At 27.4% G+C, this 20142-nt stretch carries 18 protein-coding genes, 1 pseudogene and 1 other annotated feature; of the genes and pseudogenes, 15 read left to right on the top strand and 4 right to left on the bottom strand.

Annotated features, from left to right (window positions below):
• Positions 1–42 precede the first annotated feature (42 nt).
• Complete coding sequence (locus ACFYH6_RS12630; RefSeq protein WP_316344973.1) at positions 43–507, bottom strand: GreA/GreB family elongation factor; 465 nt, start codon at positions 505–507, stop codon at positions 43–45.
• Between the two features lie 108 nt (positions 508–615).
• On the opposite strand from ACFYH6_RS12630, the gene ACFYH6_RS12625 reads away from it, so the two are divergent.
• The 4 genes from ACFYH6_RS12625 to ACFYH6_RS12610 all read left to right on the top strand — a co-directional run bounded on the left by ACFYH6_RS12625 (position 616) and on the right by ACFYH6_RS12610 (position 3261).
• On the top strand, positions 616–1158 hold the full coding sequence (locus tag ACFYH6_RS12625) for a cysteine hydrolase family protein (RefSeq protein WP_316344972.1): 543 nt from the start codon (positions 616–618) through the stop codon (positions 1156–1158).
• A 126-nt stretch (positions 1159–1284) separates the two neighbouring features.
• Entirely contained in the window at positions 1285–2262 is a 978-nt protein-coding gene (locus ACFYH6_RS12620; protein WP_316344970.1) for an alpha/beta hydrolase, read from the top strand.
• A 91-nt stretch (positions 2263–2353) separates the two neighbouring features.
• Positions 2354–2581: a hypothetical protein gene (locus ACFYH6_RS12615; protein WP_316344969.1), complete on the top strand. Its 228-nt coding sequence runs from the start codon at positions 2354–2356 to the stop codon at positions 2579–2581.
• A 41-nt stretch (positions 2582–2622) separates the two neighbouring features.
• Positions 2623–3261: a YidC/Oxa1 family membrane protein insertase gene (locus tag ACFYH6_RS12610; protein WP_316344968.1), complete on the top strand. Its 639-nt coding sequence runs from the start codon at positions 2623–2625 to the stop codon at positions 3259–3261.
• A gap of 46 nt (positions 3262–3307) precedes the next feature.
• On the opposite strand, the gene ACFYH6_RS12605 is transcribed toward ACFYH6_RS12610, so the two are convergent.
• The gene (locus ACFYH6_RS12605; protein WP_416178773.1) at positions 3308–4204 is read right to left on the bottom strand and encodes a helix-turn-helix domain-containing protein; all 897 of its coding nucleotides are present in this window, start codon (positions 4202–4204) and stop codon (positions 3308–3310) included.
• A gap of 152 nt (positions 4205–4356) precedes the next feature.
• Here ACFYH6_RS12605 and ACFYH6_RS12600 point away from each other — a divergent pair, with 152 nt between their 5' ends.
• The 4 genes from ACFYH6_RS12600 to ACFYH6_RS12585 all read left to right on the top strand — a co-directional run bounded on the left by ACFYH6_RS12600 (position 4357) and on the right by ACFYH6_RS12585 (position 12943).
• A complete protein-coding gene (locus tag ACFYH6_RS12600; protein WP_416178772.1) occupies positions 4357–5232 on the top strand; it encodes an alpha/beta hydrolase in 876 nt (291 codons plus the stop codon).
• Between the two features lie 253 nt (positions 5233–5485).
• Entirely contained in the window at positions 5486–9862 is a 4377-nt protein-coding gene (locus ACFYH6_RS12595) for a phosphodiester glycosidase family protein (protein WP_416178771.1), read from the top strand.
• A gap of 266 nt (positions 9863–10128) precedes the next feature.
• Positions 10129–11505 (top strand): Trk system potassium transporter TrkA, encoded by a 1377-nt coding sequence (gene trkA, locus ACFYH6_RS12590; RefSeq protein WP_416178770.1) that lies wholly within the window; start codon positions 10129–10131, stop codon positions 11503–11505.
• Positions 11495–12943, top strand: a complete 1449-nt coding sequence (locus ACFYH6_RS12585; protein ID WP_416178769.1) for a TrkH family potassium uptake protein — start codon at positions 11495–11497, stop codon at positions 12941–12943. Before trkA ends, ACFYH6_RS12585 begins: the two co-directional genes overlap by 11 nt.
• Before the next feature lie 69 nt (positions 12944–13012).
• On the opposite strand, the gene ACFYH6_RS12580 is transcribed toward ACFYH6_RS12585, so the two are convergent.
• A complete protein-coding gene (locus ACFYH6_RS12580; RefSeq protein ID WP_416178768.1) occupies positions 13013–13180 on the bottom strand; it encodes a hypothetical protein in 168 nt (55 codons plus the stop codon).
• A 354-nt stretch (positions 13181–13534) separates the two neighbouring features.
• Between ACFYH6_RS12580 and ACFYH6_RS12575 the strand changes: the two genes are divergently transcribed.
• The 6 genes and pseudogenes from ACFYH6_RS12575 to ACFYH6_RS12550 all read left to right on the top strand — a co-directional run bounded on the left by ACFYH6_RS12575 (position 13535) and on the right by ACFYH6_RS12550 (position 17634).
• Positions 13535–13876 carry a zinc ribbon domain-containing protein YjdM gene (locus ACFYH6_RS12575; RefSeq protein ID WP_316344239.1) on the top strand — a complete coding sequence of 114 codons (342 nt, stop codon included), beginning with the start codon at positions 13535–13537 and terminating at the stop codon, positions 13874–13876.
• 53 nt (positions 13877–13929) lie between these two features.
• Positions 13930–14188: a binding site (T-box leader), on the top strand.
• 109 nt (positions 14189–14297) lie between these two features.
• On the top strand, positions 14298–15647 hold the full coding sequence (gene brnQ / locus ACFYH6_RS12570) for a branched-chain amino acid transport system II carrier protein (protein ID WP_416178767.1): 1350 nt from the start codon (positions 14298–14300) through the stop codon (positions 15645–15647).
• Between the two features lie 347 nt (positions 15648–15994).
• On the top strand, positions 15995–16447 hold the full coding sequence (locus ACFYH6_RS12565; RefSeq protein ID WP_416178838.1) for a GNAT family N-acetyltransferase: 453 nt from the start codon (positions 15995–15997) through the stop codon (positions 16445–16447).
• A gap of 125 nt (positions 16448–16572) precedes the next feature.
• The gene (locus ACFYH6_RS12560) at positions 16573–16851 is read left to right on the top strand and encodes a hypothetical protein (protein WP_416178766.1); all 279 of its coding nucleotides are present in this window, start codon (positions 16573–16575) and stop codon (positions 16849–16851) included.
• 15 nt (positions 16852–16866) lie between these two features.
• A pseudogene (locus ACFYH6_RS12555) lies at positions 16867–17184 on the top strand (cyclase family protein); the annotation flags it as partial.
• 30 nt (positions 17185–17214) lie between these two features.
• Positions 17215–17634, top strand: coding sequence for a PPC domain-containing DNA-binding protein (locus ACFYH6_RS12550; RefSeq protein WP_416178765.1), 420 nt, complete (start codon positions 17215–17217; stop codon positions 17632–17634).
• Between the two features lie 273 nt (positions 17635–17907).
• On the opposite strand, the gene ACFYH6_RS12545 is transcribed toward ACFYH6_RS12550, so the two are convergent.
• Entirely contained in the window at positions 17908–18642 is a 735-nt protein-coding gene (locus ACFYH6_RS12545; RefSeq protein WP_416178764.1) for a GntR family transcriptional regulator, read from the bottom strand.
• 303 nt (positions 18643–18945) lie between these two features.
• Here ACFYH6_RS12545 and ACFYH6_RS12540 point away from each other — a divergent pair, with 303 nt between their 5' ends.
• Complete coding sequence (locus ACFYH6_RS12540) at positions 18946–20136, top strand: phosphopentomutase (protein ID WP_316344244.1); 1191 nt, start codon at positions 18946–18948, stop codon at positions 20134–20136.
• The last annotated feature ends 6 nt before the right edge of the window (positions 20137–20142 follow it).

Below are 20142 nucleotides of genomic sequence, written 5' to 3'. Positions count from 1 at the left end.
CCTCTAATTAAAAATTTAGAATTATTGAATTAAATTAAGGTATTATAGTATTTCTAATATTTCTACAGTATATTTATCTTCTGGAGCAATTACCTCAACTACATCCCCTACAGTTTTACCTTTAAGTGCTAATCCAAGATCTGATTCAATACTAATACACATATTTTCAGGATCAGAGTCCATAACAGTAACTAGTGTTACCACATCATCAAAATCATCCTCTATAAATTTAATTCTTGCTTTACTATTAATTCCTAATATAGACTTATCTATTTTATCATCTTCTATAACAGTAGCTGTAGAAATCATATTTAATAAATATTGTATTCTATTATCATTTTCTCTGTAGTTAGCACAAGCTTCTTTATATTCTGCATTTTCAGATCTATCACCATGTGCTGCCGCTATGGCTTTTTCTTTAGCTATTTCAGCTCTTTTTACAGTCATTCTATATTCTAATTCTTCTCTTAATTTTTTTATGTTCTCTTGAGTTAGAGTGTTGTTCATGAAATTAATCACCTCTTAAAAATATCATAATCATATTATATAATATAAATGATAAATTTAAAAATCTAATTTTAAAAAATAAAAATATATAAGTTTTTGGAGGGTATAATGAAAAAATTATTAGTGGTTATTGATTATCAGAAAGATTTCGTTGATGGTACTTTAGGCTTTGAAAAAGCTATTACATTAGAAGAAGGTATATATAATAAAATAAATCAATATTTAAAAGCGGGAAATAAAGTTTTATTCACTTATGATACTCATGAAGAAAACTATTTAGATACAAGAGAGGGTAAAAATTTACCCGTTGTTCATTGTATTAAAGGTACAGGAGGACATAAGTTATTTGGAAAACTAAATGAATTTGAAGGTAATGAAAATATTATAAGTTACGAAAAATATGGATTTGGATTGGCTCCTAAAGATATGATTAAAATATCAACAGAAATAGGAGAAGATATAGAGGAAATTGAAATAGTAGGTGTAGTTACTAATATTTGCGTAATAAGCAATTTTGTTATGTTTCAATCACAATATAGAAATGCCAATATAATTGTTGATGCAAGCCTTTGTGCAAGTTTTGATGAAAGTCTACATTTTAAGACTTTGGATATAATAGAAGGATTACAAGGAAAAGTCATTAATAAGTAAATATAAATCTATATAAGAATAATCTTCATTATTCTTATATAGATTTTATTATATTTATATATATTGACAATCAAAATATTTGTTTATAAAATAAAATATTATAAAATGACATTAAGGAGGACTAAAATGAGTAAGAAAAAGAAAATAATAATAGGTATAATATCAGCAATAATACTAATATTAATTGGTGGATTAGCATTCCTTGGAAATTATTTCTTTAATTATGCATTAGTAAGGCAAGAAGGAATAGTTACTCAAGCTAATGTAGATCCAAAAGCACCACAATCTGTAGAAACTTCTACAGAAATAGTAAATAAAGAAAAGTCGAAAGAAGATGTTGAAAATTGGTTAAAATATGTAAAAAGTAAAGAAACAACTATAGTATCAAATGATGGTATAAAATTATGGGGGAAATTATATTTACAAAACAATAAAAGTGATAAATGGGTAATAGTTGCTCATGGATATACTTCAAGTCATGAAGATGTACAGCCTATAGCTTTAAATTTTTATAATCAGGGTTATAATGTTTTAACTCCAGATATGAGAGCACATGGTAATAGTGAAGGAAAATACATAGGAATGGGGTGGTTAGATAGAAAAGATATGCTTTTATGGATAGATTATGTTCTATCTTTAGATAGTAATTCACAAATTGTACTTTATGGAGAATCTATGGGTGGAGCTACAGTAATGATGACTTCAGGAGAAGAGCTACCAAGTAATGTGAAGGCGATAGTTGAAGATTGCGGCTATACTTCAGTTCAAGAAATGTTTGAAGCTCAATTATATGAAAGATTTGGTTTGCCACCATTTCCAATATTAAACGCAGCAGAACTAGTAACTAACTTAAAGGCAAAATACAATTTCCATGAAGCTTCAGCTTTGGAGCAAGTAAAGAAATCTAAGACTCCAATGTTATTTACTCATGGAGGAAATGATACATATGTGCCAACTGAAATGATATATAGGCTGTATGAAGCTGCAAGTTGCGAAAAAGATATTTTAGTAATTGATGGAGCAGGTCATGGTTCTGCACCAGATGTAGATCCAGAAACTTATTATGAAAAAGTATTTAGTTTTTTAAATAAATATGTTAATTAAAATTACTATATAAAAAAGAGTATTTCCATATATTGACTTATAATTATAAGTATCTTATAATAAGGTAAATGATAACTTTTAGGAGGTATATATGAAATTTGATATGATATATTTAATGAATTTAATATTTATATTAAGTATTAGTACTTGTTTATTTATATACTTTAAAGGTTATTTTTTTAGTAGAAAGAAAAACTTCAATAAGGTTATCTTGATTTATACAGATAAAGAAAGATTTAATTACTGTACTAATTTAACCTTAGATAAATACAATACCTATGAAAAGATAGATATTTGGAGATATTGCAGCTTGTTTTAATAATGATGATGTTTATTAAATTTATAATATAAGGAGGATTTATGGACGTCATTATTAATATTTTTAAATATATTGTAGAGTTTTTTTATCAGTTTACTGGAGACTATGGAATAGCGATTGTTTTACTAACTATAATAGTTAAGATTTTTATGCTTCCTTTTTCAATAAAACAAAGGATAGCAATGAAAAAGCAAATAACCTTTAGTAAGAAGATTGATGAAGTGAAAGCTAAGTATAAAACTAATAGAAAGAGACAAGAAGAGGAATTAAATAAACTTTATTCAGAGAATTCTAAGGGCTTATTAGGGTGTTTACTTCCTATATTACAATTACCTATAATTTCTGGATTATATATGTCCATTGATAGATTAAAGCTTGAAGCTATGAGTATTTTGGTACCTTGGGCTATTAATATAGGAAATACAGATGATAAATTCTTAGTTTCTATAATATATACTCTTATAACTGTATTACCTAGTTTAATTTCATACTTAAAGGTATTTGGAAATAATGAAGAAATTGTAAAGCCAAAGAGTATTTTACCAATGATTATAATGGGAGTGCTAATAACATTTAAAGCGCCTATAGCTTTAGGAATATATTTTATAACCTCAAGTTTATTTAACTTGTTAGAGGATATAGGTTTTAGAATTTATAGTAAAGGTAAAAGGTTTGCATAGAAAAATTATTGTTAATATATTATGTATGTATTTATTGTTGGATGCTTTAAGGCATCCAACAATATTTTTTTCTATAATTTTTAGGAGATATTCCTTTAATTTTTTTGAAGCTATTAGAAAAATAAGAATAATCATGAAATCCAACAGTCTCCATAATTTCTATAAGAGGAATTTTAGTATCTCTTAATAATGTAGATGCCATTTCTATACGACTTTTATTTAAAAATTCAATTATAGTTTCTCCTGTGTAGTCAGCAAAATTTTTAGATAAATCATTTCTATTTAAATTAAATTCTTTAGTTAAATTAGATATAGTTATTTTTTCTTGCATATTACTTTTTAGATAAGTAATAACCTTTAAAATTTCATGATCTTTTTCTTTTCTTTGTTTCTCTAAAAGTAAAGACTTTTCTTCCGCCATTATACAAGCTAATGATAATAATTCAATAAGATAAGTTCTACTTCTACAAGCCCAGAAATCATTATCTTGCAAAATAATTTGTTGTGAGAAAACTTTAAAAAGTTCTCTAATTCTATTTGTTAAATCTATATTATGAAAAAGGATTCCATAAGAAGAATTAATTCGCTTAATAAAGGGTTGTAAATAGAAGCAGTCTTGCTTTTCAGTAAGGCTAAGAGTATCTAAAGAGTCTCGTATATTATTAAAATTTAAAGAGGAACTAATTATCCTAGGATGAAAAAGAATAGCTTGAACATAGTAATCATCAGGTATATATAAATTTTCAAATTCATTTACACATATTAATACATGTGAATCAAAAGAAAATTTATTTTTATCAAGTATAAAATATCCGCTGTTTCCTTCTATGAAAACTAAAGAAAACCTATAATCTTCTAAATTAGAATTATTAAATCCATAGTCATTGTAATAGCCCATATCAAGGGAAAAGTATCCATTATGCTCATTAATAGAAATATCCATACAAAATCTCCCATATATTGAAATATTTTAAATTATAAAATTTATTTTATACTGAAATTGATAATTAGACAACTTTTTATGAATATTCTCCAAAAATTTTTTTTACAACTTTTGTATAATTAAATATATAGTAGAGAAATGGAGGGGGAAGTATGAATAAGAAGTTTTTTAAAGCTATAGCAATTGTAAGTGGATTATTATTTTTAAATGGATGTGTAGTAAATAAAAATATTACAAAGGAAGAGAAGATTGAAGAAGGAACTGATAAGGAAAAAGGAACAATAAAAGTTATATCAGATTTTTATAGTCCAGAATTAGATACGAAAAATACAGTGAGGATATATTTACCACCTGATTATGATAAGGAAGAAAAAAGATATCCAGTAATCTATATGTTTGATGGTCAGAATTTATTTGATCCTTCTACAGCAACATATAGAAAAGCATGGCTTATAGCTGATAGACTTGATAATTTATATTATAAAAAAAGGACAACAGGTATTATTGTTGTAGGGGTTGATTCTTTAGAAAGTAGGCGTACTAAAGAATATAATCTTTACTTAAAACCTCCTGAAGTAGATAAGGGTAAAGCTAAGGAAGTAAGTGATTTTTATGCTAATACTTTAAAACAATATATTGATAAAAATTATAGAACTTTAGAGGATAGAGAACATACTGCCATTATTGGAGCATCTTATGGTGCTGTTGTTTCTATTTGTTCAAGCATTAATTATCCTAAGGTTTATGGCTATACTGGAATGTTTTCATATTGTGATAATCAAAATCCGGAGAAAATGAGGGAGTATTTAAAAAATAACTTTACCCCAGATATATTAACTGATAATAAAGTTTATTTTTATACAGGAGAAAATGACTTTGCTAATGAATCTACTAAAGCAGCTTATGAAGTAGCTAAGGAAAATGGAGTTGAAAATATATTATATGTAACTGATGAAGGTGACCATGATGAGCTTTCTTGGGGATCAATGTTTGAAAATTGCTTAGAATTTTTTAAGTGGTTAAAGTAAATGAAAATAGAATAGATATTAGAATTTATATAGGAGGGTTTCAATTATTTAATTAATTGAAGCCCTTTAATCATAATTTTTTTTAAATATTAAATTATATTTTTAATATAATAATAAAAATAATTTAAAAATATGAGGAAAATGTTTACAGACAAAAAATGATATGCTACTATTTATGTAATAATATTTCATAATAAATTTGAATTTATGAAATGATATTAAAACATTATTAAAGCATTTATAGGAGGATATTATGAGTAAAAATTTAAGAACTAGAATCATATGCTTATTAATTTCTATTTCTATTTTTATTGGTTTGGTACCAACATTTAGTGTCAGTGCTTTAGGTGATTTTGATATATCATCACCTCTTATTTCTATTCCTATTAATAACTATATTACAAAGCTTGCACCTGGAATTTTAGAGAAGGGTTATTCATTTGTTGACAGTAATGGAAAGAAAAATGAAAGCTTTGTTATAGAAGTAGACCCTCTAAATGAAAAAGTAAGTATAGAAGCTATGACACCAAATGATGAAAACTCTTATGGTCTGCAAACTGTAAGAAAGCAAGCAGATGTACTTATAGAAAAGGGAGAGCAAGTAGTTGCAGGAGTTAATGCAGATTTCTATAATATGGCAACTGGAGAACCTAGCGGAGTAGTTGTAAAAGATGGAGTAATAATTAAAAATAATCCTAATTCAAGAAAATTCTTTGGGGTACTTAAAGATGGCACTCCAGTTATTGGTGATTATAATAAATTTAATGAATTAAAAGATAATATTGAAGAAGCCTTAGGTGGTAATGCAATACTAGTAAAAGATGGACAAGTATTTGAAACACCACAAACTGGTGCTGATAAAGAACCAAGAACTGCCGTAGGTATAAAAGCTGATGGAAAAGTAATTTTTCTAACTGTTGACGGAAGACAGGAACCATATTCTACAGGTCTCTCTATGGAGGAATTAGCAGAATTAATGATTTCTATGGGAGCTGTACAAGCACTTAACTTAGATGGTGGTGGCTCTACTACACATTTATCAAGAACACCTGGTAGTGATGTTTTAGATATAAAAAATCGACCATCTGATAATTCGGAAAGAAGTGTTGCGAATTCTTGGATGATAGTTTCTAAAGAACCTATAACCCATCAGTTTAATTCAGCTTATGTAACACCTAATGAAAAAAGCTTTACCCCAAATTCAAATATACAATTTACGGCTGTAGGTGTAGATTTAGCTGGAGCTTCAGCTGATTTGCCTAAGGAAGGATTAATTTGGAGTATTTCAGATAGTTCATTTGGAACAATAGATGAGAACAATGGATTATTTACATCTACAGGAAAATTAGGACAAGCAAAAGCCTTATTAAGCTACAATGGAAAGGTAGTAGGAGAAACTAATTTTGAAATTGAAGTTCCAAATGAAATATATTTTTATAATAGTGAAATAAGTATTGATAAAAACTCAAGTAAGAGCTTAGGATTAACTACTTTATTTAATAAAAGAAATGTAAAATATAATGCTAATGATATAATTTGGGATGTTCCTGAAGGAATGGGGACTATAGATGAAAATGGTGTATTACATACATTAGATAACAGTTTGTCAGGTGAAATTAAGGCAAGCATAAGAGGAACAAACTTATCAGCAAGTGTAAATGTTACAGTAGGACAATTGCCAATAATATTAGATGATTTTGAAGAGGGACTTGGTTCATGGAAAGCCTCCACTGCAAATAGAGGAGAAATAGCATCAGTAGAATTAACAACTTATCCAAATGAACCTACAAGATTTGGAGAGCATTCTTTAAAATTGAATTATGATTTTACAAATGCACAAGTAGGGACTACCTTAGGAGCTTATGCAGGACCTACAGAAACAGTAAATGTTGAAGGAAATCCAAAAGCAATTGGTATGTGGGTATATGCAACAGAAGAAGCTAATGGATATTGGTTGAGAATGAATTTAATAGCAGGAGATGGCAAAAGTAAGACTATTGATTTAGTTAACCAAAGACCAGGCATAGATTGGACTGGATGGAAGTATGTAGAAGCTGAAATACCTGAAACGTATATTGGACCATTTTTATTACATCCAACCCAATCAATCAGAATAATGTCATTAAAATCAGGTCTTGAAGGTGAAGGACCTATGACAAAAGGTGTGTTATATATAGATAATATACGCGCAGTTTATGGAGATAAAGTTGATGATCTATATCCACCAATAATAGATTCAATTAGTATTGCAGATGAAGAATATAATGTCAATAATGTTAATATTACAGCAAAACTTTATGATTATCAGGAAGATCAGTATGCTACAGGTATTAATTGGGATAGAGTTAGAATACTTGTAGATAATATTGATTATACAGGAAAAGAAGGACATTTTTCTTATGATAAGGATGGAATGGTAACATTATCAGGATATAAATGGGCTGATGGAACACATAAAGTTGAAGTGATAGCACAAGATAATTTCGGAAATGAAACCAATAGAATTGAGTATTTTAATGTGAATACTGATTCTGCAAAGATATATATTGAATCAAAGGATGAAGAAGGTTTTTTAGGTGGTGCTATAAATTTAGAATTGAAATCTAATAAAGGAACTGACATTAAAAGCTTCATATCTAAAGTAAAAGTGGACAAGAAATATAATATAAAAGATGTTAAGTTTTCTGAAAAAGTTAAGAATTTTACATGGGACTATAATAAGGAAAGTGGATTAATTGAGATATATGGTGAAAATAATAATTTAGATAATGAAGAAAGTATACTAGCAAATATAGAGATAGAAATACCAAATACTGTTGATATTTCTTCAAATATAAGTTTTGAGATTATTAATTCAACTATAGATTATATATCAGAAAAGGAAACAAACTTTATTAAAACTTCATCTTCCAAAATAGGACAAGTTCCAATAGCTAGCGCTTTTAATATTTATTTAGAGGAAGTTCTTGTAGGAAAACCTGCTATTATAAAGGTATTAGATATAAGTGGTAATGCAGTTAGTGATGCTAATATAGTAGCAGAATATGAAGATGGAAGTAAAAATATCTTAGGTAAAACTAATTTTGAAGGATTACTTTCTAGTGAAGAACTTACAAATGAAGTAAAAAGATTCTCTGTATATGCTGAAAAAGATGGACTATCATCCACAATATTAAAGAGTCAATCTTATGCAGCATTGAAGGATATAAAGCCAGAAAATATATTATTTGGAACTACTGAAAATCCAAGCACAGAAAAATCAGTTACATGGATGACAAATCCATTAACTTCTGGAAATAAGGCAGTAGTTCAATATATAAAGAAATCAGATTACAATTTAAAAACACCTTCAAAAAAGAAAATGAAAATAAAAGAAATTAATGCTGAATATAAGAATCTTATATTTGGAGGAAGTAGTGATATTAAGTTAAATGGAATAGTAAGACTCAATAAGGCGAAAATTACGGGACTAAAACCAGATACTGCTTATATGATTAGAGTTGGAGATGGAGAAAATTGGTCTGAATACATGGAATTTACAACTTTAAAAGATAAGGATAATATGAAGTTTGTAATACTTGGGGATACCCAATCTCCATCAAAGGAAGGCTTAGCAGAGTTAGATAAAATATTAAATGTTATTGAAAATCAGTATAGTGATTCAGATGCAATAATTCATTTAGGTGATTTTATTGATGATTCATCAATATTCCAACAATGGGATTATATAAGTTCATTATTTAATAACTACACTAAAACAAATTCTATTGATATGATAAATGTTTTAGGAAATCATGAATATATGGGTGATCCAAATGCAGAAAAAGCAAAGACAATATTTAACACACCAACTAATGGAATAGAGGAAAACTTAGATGGAGTATATTCAGTAGACTATAATGATGTTCATTTTAGTGTTATAGGATTTACTTCTGATAGAGAATTATTAGAAAAGAAGTTAGAATGGTTAAGAAATGATGTTAAAAATTCAGATAAGAAATTAAAGATTTTATTAACACATCAACCACCATATTATACAAATCCTGAAGGGGGAAATGGATTAATTAAAGAAATGCTACCACCAGTAGTTGATGAATTAGGAATAGATCTAGTATTCTCAGGTCATGACCATGCTTATGGAAGAACTAAAAAATTAAAGAATGGAGTAGAAGATAAAAATGGAGCAATATATGTAGTAGGAGGAACAACAGGCCAAAAGCATTATCAAGCAGTTAATGATGGAAGTTTTGAAGTGTATAATGATGAAAATACTGCCATATATACAACTTTAGAGTATAAAGATGGAGATATACAAATAATAGCAAGAAAGCCAGATGGCACTGTAGTTGATGATTTTACTTTAGATAAAAAGGCTCCTGAAATAACTATAACTGGTGTAAAGGACAAAGGAGTTTATAAAAATAGTAAGATTAAAATACAAGTTTCTGTTAATGAAGAGGCTGAAATTACAACAACTTTAAATGGAGAGATTTATTCTGGTGAAGAAATAGTTAATCCAGGTAAATATGAATTTGTTGTAGTTGCTACTGATTCTTCAGGAAACCAATCAAAAAAAGTTATTAATTTCAAATTAAAAAATCATCCTAAGAAAGATAAGACAATAAATTAAAAAGAAATAAAAAAAATGGCTCAATTATATATATAATTGAGCTCTTTAATTTAAGCATATAATTACTTTCTTATTAAATTAAATATAAATAGCTTCTTTGCAATAAGTAATCTATAATAGAATCAATGTAGTTTTATTACAGACATTATCACCTTAATTTAGTAACAAGATATTAAGAAAATTTAATTACTTTAAATAATATTGTTTGTAATGTATAATTGAAGTGTTGTACATATGATTAATATAAGATAACAAGGAGAAGAAAAATGAATATTATTATAGTTGGTGCAGGTAAAGTAGGATATACCTTAGCTAAATATCTATCTATTGATGGAGATAATATAACTATTATTGATAATAAAGATATAGCCTTAGAACATATTAATAATAATTTAGATGTTATGTGTGTTAAAGGTAATTGTACTAGTTTAAAGGTTCTTGATGAAGCTGGAGTAAGAACAGCTGATTTATTAATTTCCGTAACAAATAGTGATGAATTAAATATGCTTTGTTCCTTAGCATCTAAAAAATTAGGAGTTAAGTATACTGTGGCTAGAGTTAGGACTCCAGATTATGATGAAGATTTAACTTTATTAACAGAAGCTGTAGGAATAGATTTAGTTATAAATCCAGAAAAAGCTGCAGCAATAGAAATAGCTAAGTTAATTAAATATCCTTCTGTATGTAGCATAGATAACTTTTCAGATGGTAAGGTAAATTTAGTTGGATTTAAGGTATCTGATGATACTGCGCTGGAAGGTAAAAAGGTAAGTAATATTGATTTCATTAGAGGAAATGTACTTTTTTGTGGAGTAGAAAGAAATGATGAATTTATAATGCCTAGAGGAGACTATATTTTCCATAAGGATGATAGAGTATATGTAATAGGTGAACATAAAGATATTCAAAATTTATTTAATAGATTAGGAAAATATAAGAACAAAGTAAAGAGAGCCATGATTGTAGGTGGTGGTAAAATCGGATATTATCTTGCTAAAATGATTAGTGAAGTTGGAGTAAATTGCAAGATAATAGAAAGAGATTTAAAAATTTGTGAAGAATTAAATAGTCTTTTACCAAACTCTATAATTATAAATGGTGATGGTATGGATGAAGAGTTATTGCTATCTGAAAGTCTACTAGATGTAGATAGCTTTATTACTTTAACAGGAAGAGATGAAGATAATATAATAGCTTCCCTTTTAGCAAGTAGTAAATCTGTAGATAATGTAATAACTAAAATAACAAGAGATAATTACAGAGAAATTGGAAAAACTGTAGGAATAAATTCTATAGTAAATCCAAAGTTAGCTACAGCATATAAGATATTAAGATATGTAAGAATGCTAAGAAATAAGAAAAAGTCTTCTATAGAAAATATTTATAGAATTTGCAATGATAAAGCAGAAGCAGTAGAGTTTATAGTTGGAAATGATACTAAGAATATAAATGAAAAGTTTAAAAATATAGAGTTTAGTAAGGATATTTTGGTAGCTACTATTGTTAGAAATAATAAAATAATTATTCCAACAGGTGATGATTACTTAAAAGTAAATGATAGAGTAATAATAGTAAGCAAAAATATGAAGGTTTTACATATTGATGACATCTTTGCTGGAGGTGGCAAAAAATATGAATTATAAAATGGTTCTAAAGGTATTAGGAAATGTAATGCTATATGAATCAATACTTTTATTAATTCCTTTAGGAATAGCACTAGCTTATGGAGATGGAGATAGCTTAGCCTTCTTAATAACAATTATTTTGATGATACCAATAGCATTGTTGTTAAGAAGAATAAATATTGAAGGAAAAGATATGTATGCAAAAGAAGGCTTCTTGACAGTAGGACTAACATGGATAGTAATATCAGCCTTTGGTGCTTTACCCTTTGTTATAAGTGGAGCTATACCATCCTTTATAGATGCCTTTTTTGAAACAGTTTCAGGCTTTACAACAACAGGTGCAACAATATTAGCAGAGATTGAATCCTTACCTAGGGGAATACTATTTTGGAGAAGTTTTACTCATTGGATTGGAGGTATGGGCTTTTTAATTTTTATATTGGCATTAGTACCATCCTTAGGATCTAATACAATATATTTATTAAGAGCAGAGAGTCCTGGTCCAAATCCAGGTAAAATAGTTCCTAAAATAAGGGAAACTGCTAAAATATTATACATAATATATTTTATATTAACTATAGCCCAAACTATTTTATTAATGATATCAGGGCTTTCAGCCTATGATGCTGTAATACACGCATTGGGAACTGCAGGAACAGGTGGATTCTCTAATATGAATTCCAGCATTGCTGCATTTGAAAGTCCTGCTGTTGAATGGATTATAACAATATTTATGATATTATTCGGAGTTAACTTTGCTTTATATTTTCAAATTATAAGGGGAAATATTAAAAGTTTCTTTAAAAGCGAAGAATTAAAGTATTATTTATTAATGATATTAATATCAATAATATTCATTACTATAAATATTTTAAGTTTTAATAATGGAAGCTTAAGTGATTCAATAAGACAATCTTCATTTCAAGTTGCATCAATAATTACAACTACAGGATATGCAACAGTAGATTTTAACTTATGGCCAACACTTAGTAAAATAATAATCCTAATGCTTATGATATCAGGAGCAATGGCAGGATCAACAGGCGGCGGAGTAAAAACAATAAGAATAGTAATAATGATAAAAGCTGTAAGACGTGGTATTGATAAAATATTACATCCTAAAAGAATACAGAGAGTAAAAATAGATGGAAAAGTAGTAGATGAAGAAACCATATCAGGAGTATTCCTATTCATAGGAGCATATATTGTAATATCATTAATAGCAATGTTTATTGTTGCTTTTGATGGCTTTGATTTAATAACAACATCTACGTCTGTATTAACTACAATAAGTAATGTAGGACCAGGTTTTGAAATGGTAGGTCCAATAGGTAATTTTTCAGCTTTTTCACCATTAAGTAAAATTGTATTATCTTTTTGTATGCTGGCTGGTAGATTAGAAATATATCCAATGTTAATTATGTTTAGTAAATCAATTTGGAAAAAAACTTATTAAATAAATTTTCAAAAAAAAAGGATATTTAAAGTAAGTAACTTTAAATATCCTTTTTTAACAAAATGATTCTTATTTAAATTTATCAGGAAATTGCTTAATTATACCATCAGATAGTATATCAGCAAAATGAATCATATGTTTTTCTCCTTTATCATATGCTGTTATATCTGCTTTCCAGTCATTATTTAATCTAGATACAACCTGATCAGTAACAAATTGTAAGTGTTTATGAAGCATATCTTTTAATTCTTTATTAGAATAATTTGGGTTAGCAGAACTTAAAAAATCAGCTATTTTATCTGCATTGTCATACCAAAGTTTATTATTATTTTCTAGGGATTTAGAATCCTTATTTTTTGCAGCTTCAAGAACTTTACCAGCTAATTGGATATGTTCTCTTAGAAGTACTGCAAGTTTATTACCAGCTTCCTCACCTTGAAAATTAGTTTTTTGATTTTATTTATTAGTTAATATTATGAGGCATATATAGAATAAAATAGAATAGTATTTGTAAATATATTGTGTATATGATAGTATAAAATGCGTAAAATTATTATTTATAAAATATATAACATTGGAGGAAATAATCAAATGATAAACTTACCAAATTGCCCAAAATGTAATTCAGAATATACTTATGAGGATGGAAGCCTTTTAATTTGCCCAGAATGTGCTTATGAGTGGACTTTGAATACTGAGAATGTTTCAGGTGAAGATGAGCTAATAGTAAAGGATTCTAATGGAAATATATTAAATGATGGAGACTCAGTTACTATTATTAAAGATCTTAAGGTTAAAGGAAGTTCTACTCCATTAAAGCAAGGAACTAAGGTTAAGAATATAAGACTAGTAGAAGGGGATCATAACATAGATTGTAAAATTGATGGCTTTGGAGCTATGAAGTTGAAATCAGAATTTGTAAAAAAAATATAGCGGTTGACATATAAAATTAATCGTTGTATCATTGAAAGTAAATAATGGAAATAAAAAATTCTATGAAGAGAAAAAGTAGATTGTTATTTTGTTCAACAGAGAGTTGGTATATGCTGAAAGCCAATGTTCAAAAGATAATTGAAAATCATCTCTGAGAAGCAATACAGAAATATTTTAGTAAGTATTGTCGGAGTCTTTCACCGTTAAAAGATAGGCGTATTGTTGGATACGTAGCTAAGTGCTATAAAAATGTTTATTTATAAGCTGATTTTATAGAATTAGGGTGGTAACGCGGATATTTCCGTCCCTTGTTTTCAAGGGGCGGTTTTTTTATTTCCTAAAAAAGGGGGCTTTTTTATGGATATTGAAGGTGAAATTATTAAGTAACAGTACAAAGATATTTATTAGGAGGAATTATAATATGAAAAAATTATCAAGAAAAGATTTATTATTTGTAGGACTTATGCTATTTTCACTATTTTTTGGGGCAGGAAACTTAATTTTTCCACCATTTATGGGAGAGGCTGCAGGTGATAAAATATGGATTGTATTATTGGGATTTTTTGTTACAGCAGTTGGATTTCCTATATTAGGAGTTATTGCTGTAGCAAAATCTAATGGACTTACTAATCTAGCTAAAAGAGTTAATCCAATTTTTGCAACTATATTTACTATTTTAATATATTTATCAATTGGTCCAGGGTTAGGTATTCCAAGAGCAGGAAGTCTGCCTTTTGAAATGGCTGTAGCACCTTATTTACCAGAACAAATTTCATTAAAATTATCTTTATTTATATATACTCTTATATTCTTTGCTATAGCCTATTGGTTATCATTATCACCTAACAAATTAGTAGATCGTATGGGGAAAGTTTTAACACCAACATTACTTTTATTAATTTTAGTAATGGTTATTGGATCCTTTGTAAAACCTTTAGGAGGATATGGAGTAGCTACGAAGGGCTATGAGATATCATCATTTTTCAAAGGGTTTTTAGATGGATATTTAACAATGGATACGATAGCGGCATTAAATTTTGGAATTGTAATTTCATTAGCTATAAGATCAAAAGGAATAGAAGATGATAAGAAAGTAGTTTCCTTATCTATAAAAGCAGGAATAATTGCAGGGATTTTACTAGCTGTTATATATGCAATGTTAGCTCACTTAGGTGCTACAAGTGGTGGAAGATTTGGATTAGCTGAAAATGGTGCACAAACCTTAACAAATATAACAAATTATATATTTGGTAAACCAGGAGCAATATTATTAGCATTAATATTTACTTTAGCATGCTTAACTACTAGTGTTGGTTTAATTTCTTCATGTAGCCAGTATTTTTCAACATTAACTAAGAAGATATCTTATGAAAATTGGGTAAGAATCTTAACTGTTTTTAGTTTAATAATAGCTAATATGGGATTAACTAAAATACTTAGTATATCAGTTCCTATATTAAATGCTATCTATCCTGTTGCAATAATGCTTATTGTACTTGCTATATTTGATTTCATATTTAAAGATAATAAGTATGTATATGGATTAACTATATTCTTTACAGGAGTAGTAAGCTTAATAGATGCAATAAGCCAAGTTACCTTTTCTAAAGAAGGGTTAGTAAAATTAATTTCATATTTGCCTCTTTATAAACAAGGTTTAGCATGGATAGTACCAGCTGTTTTTGGAATTATATTAGGAATGTTAATTAAATTTATTAAGGAAGAATATTCTCATGTAAAAAGAAATATTGAAGGAGAAATAAGTAATTAAGGAAAATAACTAAGCTATATTTTAATAATTAAAATTATTAAAATATAGCTTTTTCAGTATTTTTGTATTATATATTTAATTTTCTGAAAACTATTGATAGCATAATAATACCTTTATTAAAGTACAAATATCAATGAATAATTTTTGTGGTTTTAATATAATTAATACATACAGATAATTAATTCTGTGGAGGTATAATTATGAATACAAAAAATATTAAGATTAGAAAAGCAAATAATAAGGATATAGAAGAAATAGCAAGGTTAATTTACTATACAGAAGTAAATCCAGTAGATGTATGAGGGGGAGAATCTAAGGAAGAAACTTTAGAAAATCTTAAAACCTTAATTAGGACTAAGGAGTCAAGATATAGTACAGATTATATAACTGTGGCTGAATTAGATAATAAAGTAGTGGGTGCTATTATACTAATTCCTTATGATAAGTTGGATAAATTAAGTATTGAAACAGATATAAAGCTAATTACTAGGATAGAAGGCTTTTCTGAAAAAATATTATATATGCTAAATTCAATTAAGTATATGATTTTTAGAGAATGTAGAAGAGGAAATCTTTATATTTCTAATATAGCTACAGATGAAAGTGCAAGAGGTCTTGGAGTAGGAAAGATGCTTATGATGTATGCAGAACAAGTAGCTAAGACTGAAGACTTTGAAGGGATATCATTGCTTGCTAAAAATGAAAAGGTGACTAAATTTTATGAAAAATTAAATTATAATAAGAGTTTTGATAGAGTACTTTTAGGTGAGAGAGTAATAAAAATGGCTAAAGTACTTTAATATAAATATAGTTGAGTATAGAGGTTATGGATAAATATGTTACCCATAACCTTATTTTTATGATAATATTAACAATATATTGAAAATAACAATCAATTATTAAGATTTATAAAGGAGGGGCTAAAGTGATAATTGATATAACTCAAACAACGAGAAGAGGTAGGGTTTATAGAGCAGGATCAGAACCCTTAAAAGTTGAAAAAGTAAAGAGAAATTCCGAAAGTGGAAGTGAATATGAAACAATATCTTTTTCATGTGATACACATAATATGGGGACTCATATAGACGTTATGGGAATAGATGTTAGCATTGAAAATGAAAAGCTAATTTCAGAAGGAATAAAATTTGATATTTCTAATATTACTGATAGAGAAGTTACATTAGAAGATATAGATTGTTCTTGAGTAAAAGAAGGAGTATATGTATTCTTTCAAACTAATTATGACAAGTATTTTGAGGATGAGGAGAAATATAATAGTCATCCAGGAATAGCTATGGAAGTAATAGAGTACTTAGTAAGTAAAAATGTTAATATGATAGGAATAGACACCTTAGGTTTAGGTAAAGGAAAAAATCATGGCTTAATTGATGTTTATTTGGGCGAAAATAGAAGCTATTCTATAGAAAATTTAGCCAATTTAGATAAAATTCCTGAAGAAGGATTTAAGGTTTATTGCTTACCAATTAAAATGGAAGGAATTGATGTTTTACCTACTAGGATACTAGTAGAGTTTTAAATAAAAATTTTTTAAAATGGAGTTGAGATTATGGAGTATAGAGTTTTTGGAGAAACAATAGTTTTAAGATTAGAAAAAGGTGAAGAAGTTATTGAGTCAATAAAAAATCTTTGTGAAAAAGAAGATATTAAGGCAGGTTCAATTTCAGGTCTTGGTGCAAGTAATCATGTAGTCGTTGGATTATTTAAAGTAGATGAAAAGAAATATTATTCAAATACTTTTGAAGAAGACTTTGAAATTACTAATTTAACAGGAAATATTTCTAGAATGAATGGTGAAGTTTATCTACATATACATGGAACCTTTGCCGATTTAGAAGGTAAATGCATAGGAGGCCACTTAAACAAGGCTATAATAAGTGCAACTTCAGAAATAATAATAACTAAGATAAATGGAGATATTGGAAGAAGCTTCAGCGAAGAAATAGGATTAAATTTAATTAAATTTTAAATAGAGAAGTATTTAAATTATCACTAACTATATTAATTGTTAGTGATAATTTTTTTAATAAAAAATTAAATTTTGAATATTTAGAAAAATTATTCTTAAAAATATATTGACATATATTTAATAACAAGGTATTATATGTATAATGAATTGATAATAATTATCAATTGAATTGCGAGGATGAATTAGAGAATGATTTTTCTCATTATATTGACTAACCCCTAGAAAGAATCCTAAAAGTTATAGGATTCTTTTTTTCCTCAATATTAAAATTTACTATTTTGAAGTATGAATTTTAATTGATGTATTTGATAAAGGTAAGTAATGCTTACTAAATGCAATTGGATACTCACTATCTTTATATATAGATTCTTCAATTAAATAATATTGTTTTTCAGAAGAAATAGAATATTTTTTAGTTGCAAACTTACCAGAGGAGGAAAATTTAATATCTATAGAGCTATGGCTACATTTATTATAAATTTCTTCTTCTATGAATTTAAGTAATCTATCATTATCATTTAAATTTATATCAAAGTAAGATATTGTTTCAATTGGAATAACTGTAAAGGTATATGCAACAGCATTTTCATTTTTTATATACCATCTATCTATATTGACAGCAGCAGCAGTCTTTTTACCTAAAACTTCTATAAAGTAATCAGATGGAGGCTCTATGTGAAAGTTCATTTCTACATAATCTATTTTTTCTTCTAAGGATTTATATATAATATGACCTAATTTTTCAAGACCAATTTTTTTATTTTTTTGATTTTTAACTATGAAGTTTCCTTTGCCACGAATGTTTTTAATTAAACCATCATCTTGTAATAAGGATAATGCTTGACGAAGAGTTGTTCTACTTACTCCAAGCTCCTTAGCTAAATCAGGTTCAGAAGGTAATCTATAGTTATCAGGAAAATCTTCTTCCTTTATCATTTTAAAAAGTGTATTATATACTTCAACATATCTTAATTTTTTTGAATTTTTCATAATATCTATATTAAGCATAATGATCATCTCCACAAATAAATAAACAAGTTAAATACAAGTTTCTAATTTATTATAGCATATTTGTAAAAGAAATTATCAATTTTATTTAATAAAAAATCAATAAAATACAAGGGGAGAAACGTTGACCAATATGAGGAGAGTGTAGTATTATAAATATATAATAGACAAGTTAAATACAAGTTTCTTATATATTATAAATTAAATATGGTATAATTAATTTAGATTTAAATAATTAAATTATAGCAAATAATAAATAATATATTTAGATAGTCTTAAAGTAATTTGTAAAGGAGTAATATTATGAAAAAATATAAAAGAATTTTCACTATAGTAATAGATTCATTAGGTATTGGAGAAATGGAAGATGCAAAAGAGTATGGAGATGTAAATGTTGATACCCTTGGACATATAGCAGAATCAGTAGATTCATTTAAAGTACCTAATCTTGAAAAATTAGGAATAGCTAATTTACGTCCAGTTAAGCATTTGAAAGCACAAGAAAGTCCATTAGGATATCAAATGAAGATGAAGGAAGCTAGTACTGGTAAAGATACTATGACAGGACATTGGGAAATAGCAGGATTACACATTACTAAGCCTTTCCAAACTTTTACTGATACAGGATTCCCACAAGAACTGTTAGATGAGTTAACTAAGAGAACAGGACATAATATAGTAGGAAATAAGAGTGCTAGTGGAACAGAAATATTAGATGAATTTGGTGAGCATCAAATGAAAACTGGAGATATGATAGTTTATACTTCAGCAGACTCAGTTTTACAAATATGTGGACATGAAGAAACTTTTGGATTAGAAGAATTATATAGATGCTGTGAAATTGCAAGAGAACTTACTTTAAAAGATGAATGGAAAGTTGGTAGAATAATTGCAAGACCATATGTTGGAGAGAAAAAGGGCGAATTTAAGAGAACTAGTAACAGACATGATTATGCTTTAAAACCATATGGAAGAACAGTATTAAATGAGTTAAAAGATAATAATTATGATGTTATTTCTGTAGGGAAAATAAATGATATATTCGATGGTGAAGGAATAACAGAATCTCATAAATCAAAGAGTTCAGTTCATGGAATGGAACAAACATTAGAAATAATGGATAGAGATTTTGAAGGCCTATGTTTTGTAAATTTAGTTGATTTTGATTCACTATGGGGACATAGAAGAAATCCTAAAGGTTATGCAGAAGAACTAGAAAAGTTTGATGTTAATTTAGGTAAAGTTTTAGAAAAACTAAAGGAAGATGATTTGTTAATTATAACAGCAGACCACGGAAATGATCCAACATATACAGGATCAGATCATACAAGAGAGCATGTACCATTCTTAGCTTACTCACCTTCAATGAAAGGGAATGGAGTACTAGAAACTTGTAATAGTTTTGCAGCAATAGGAAGAACAATAGCAGATAACTTTGATGTTAAAATGGCAGAAGAAACTATTGGGGAATCTGTTTTAGAAAAATTGAATTAGTAATAA

This window comes from Clostridium sp. HCS.1 (assembly GCF_047900555.1).
Classification (GTDB): domain Bacteria; phylum Bacillota; class Clostridia; order Clostridiales; family Clostridiaceae; genus Clostridium.
Note: the sequence above shows the minus strand (reverse complement) of the source record. Positions and strands in the feature narration are given on the sequence as shown.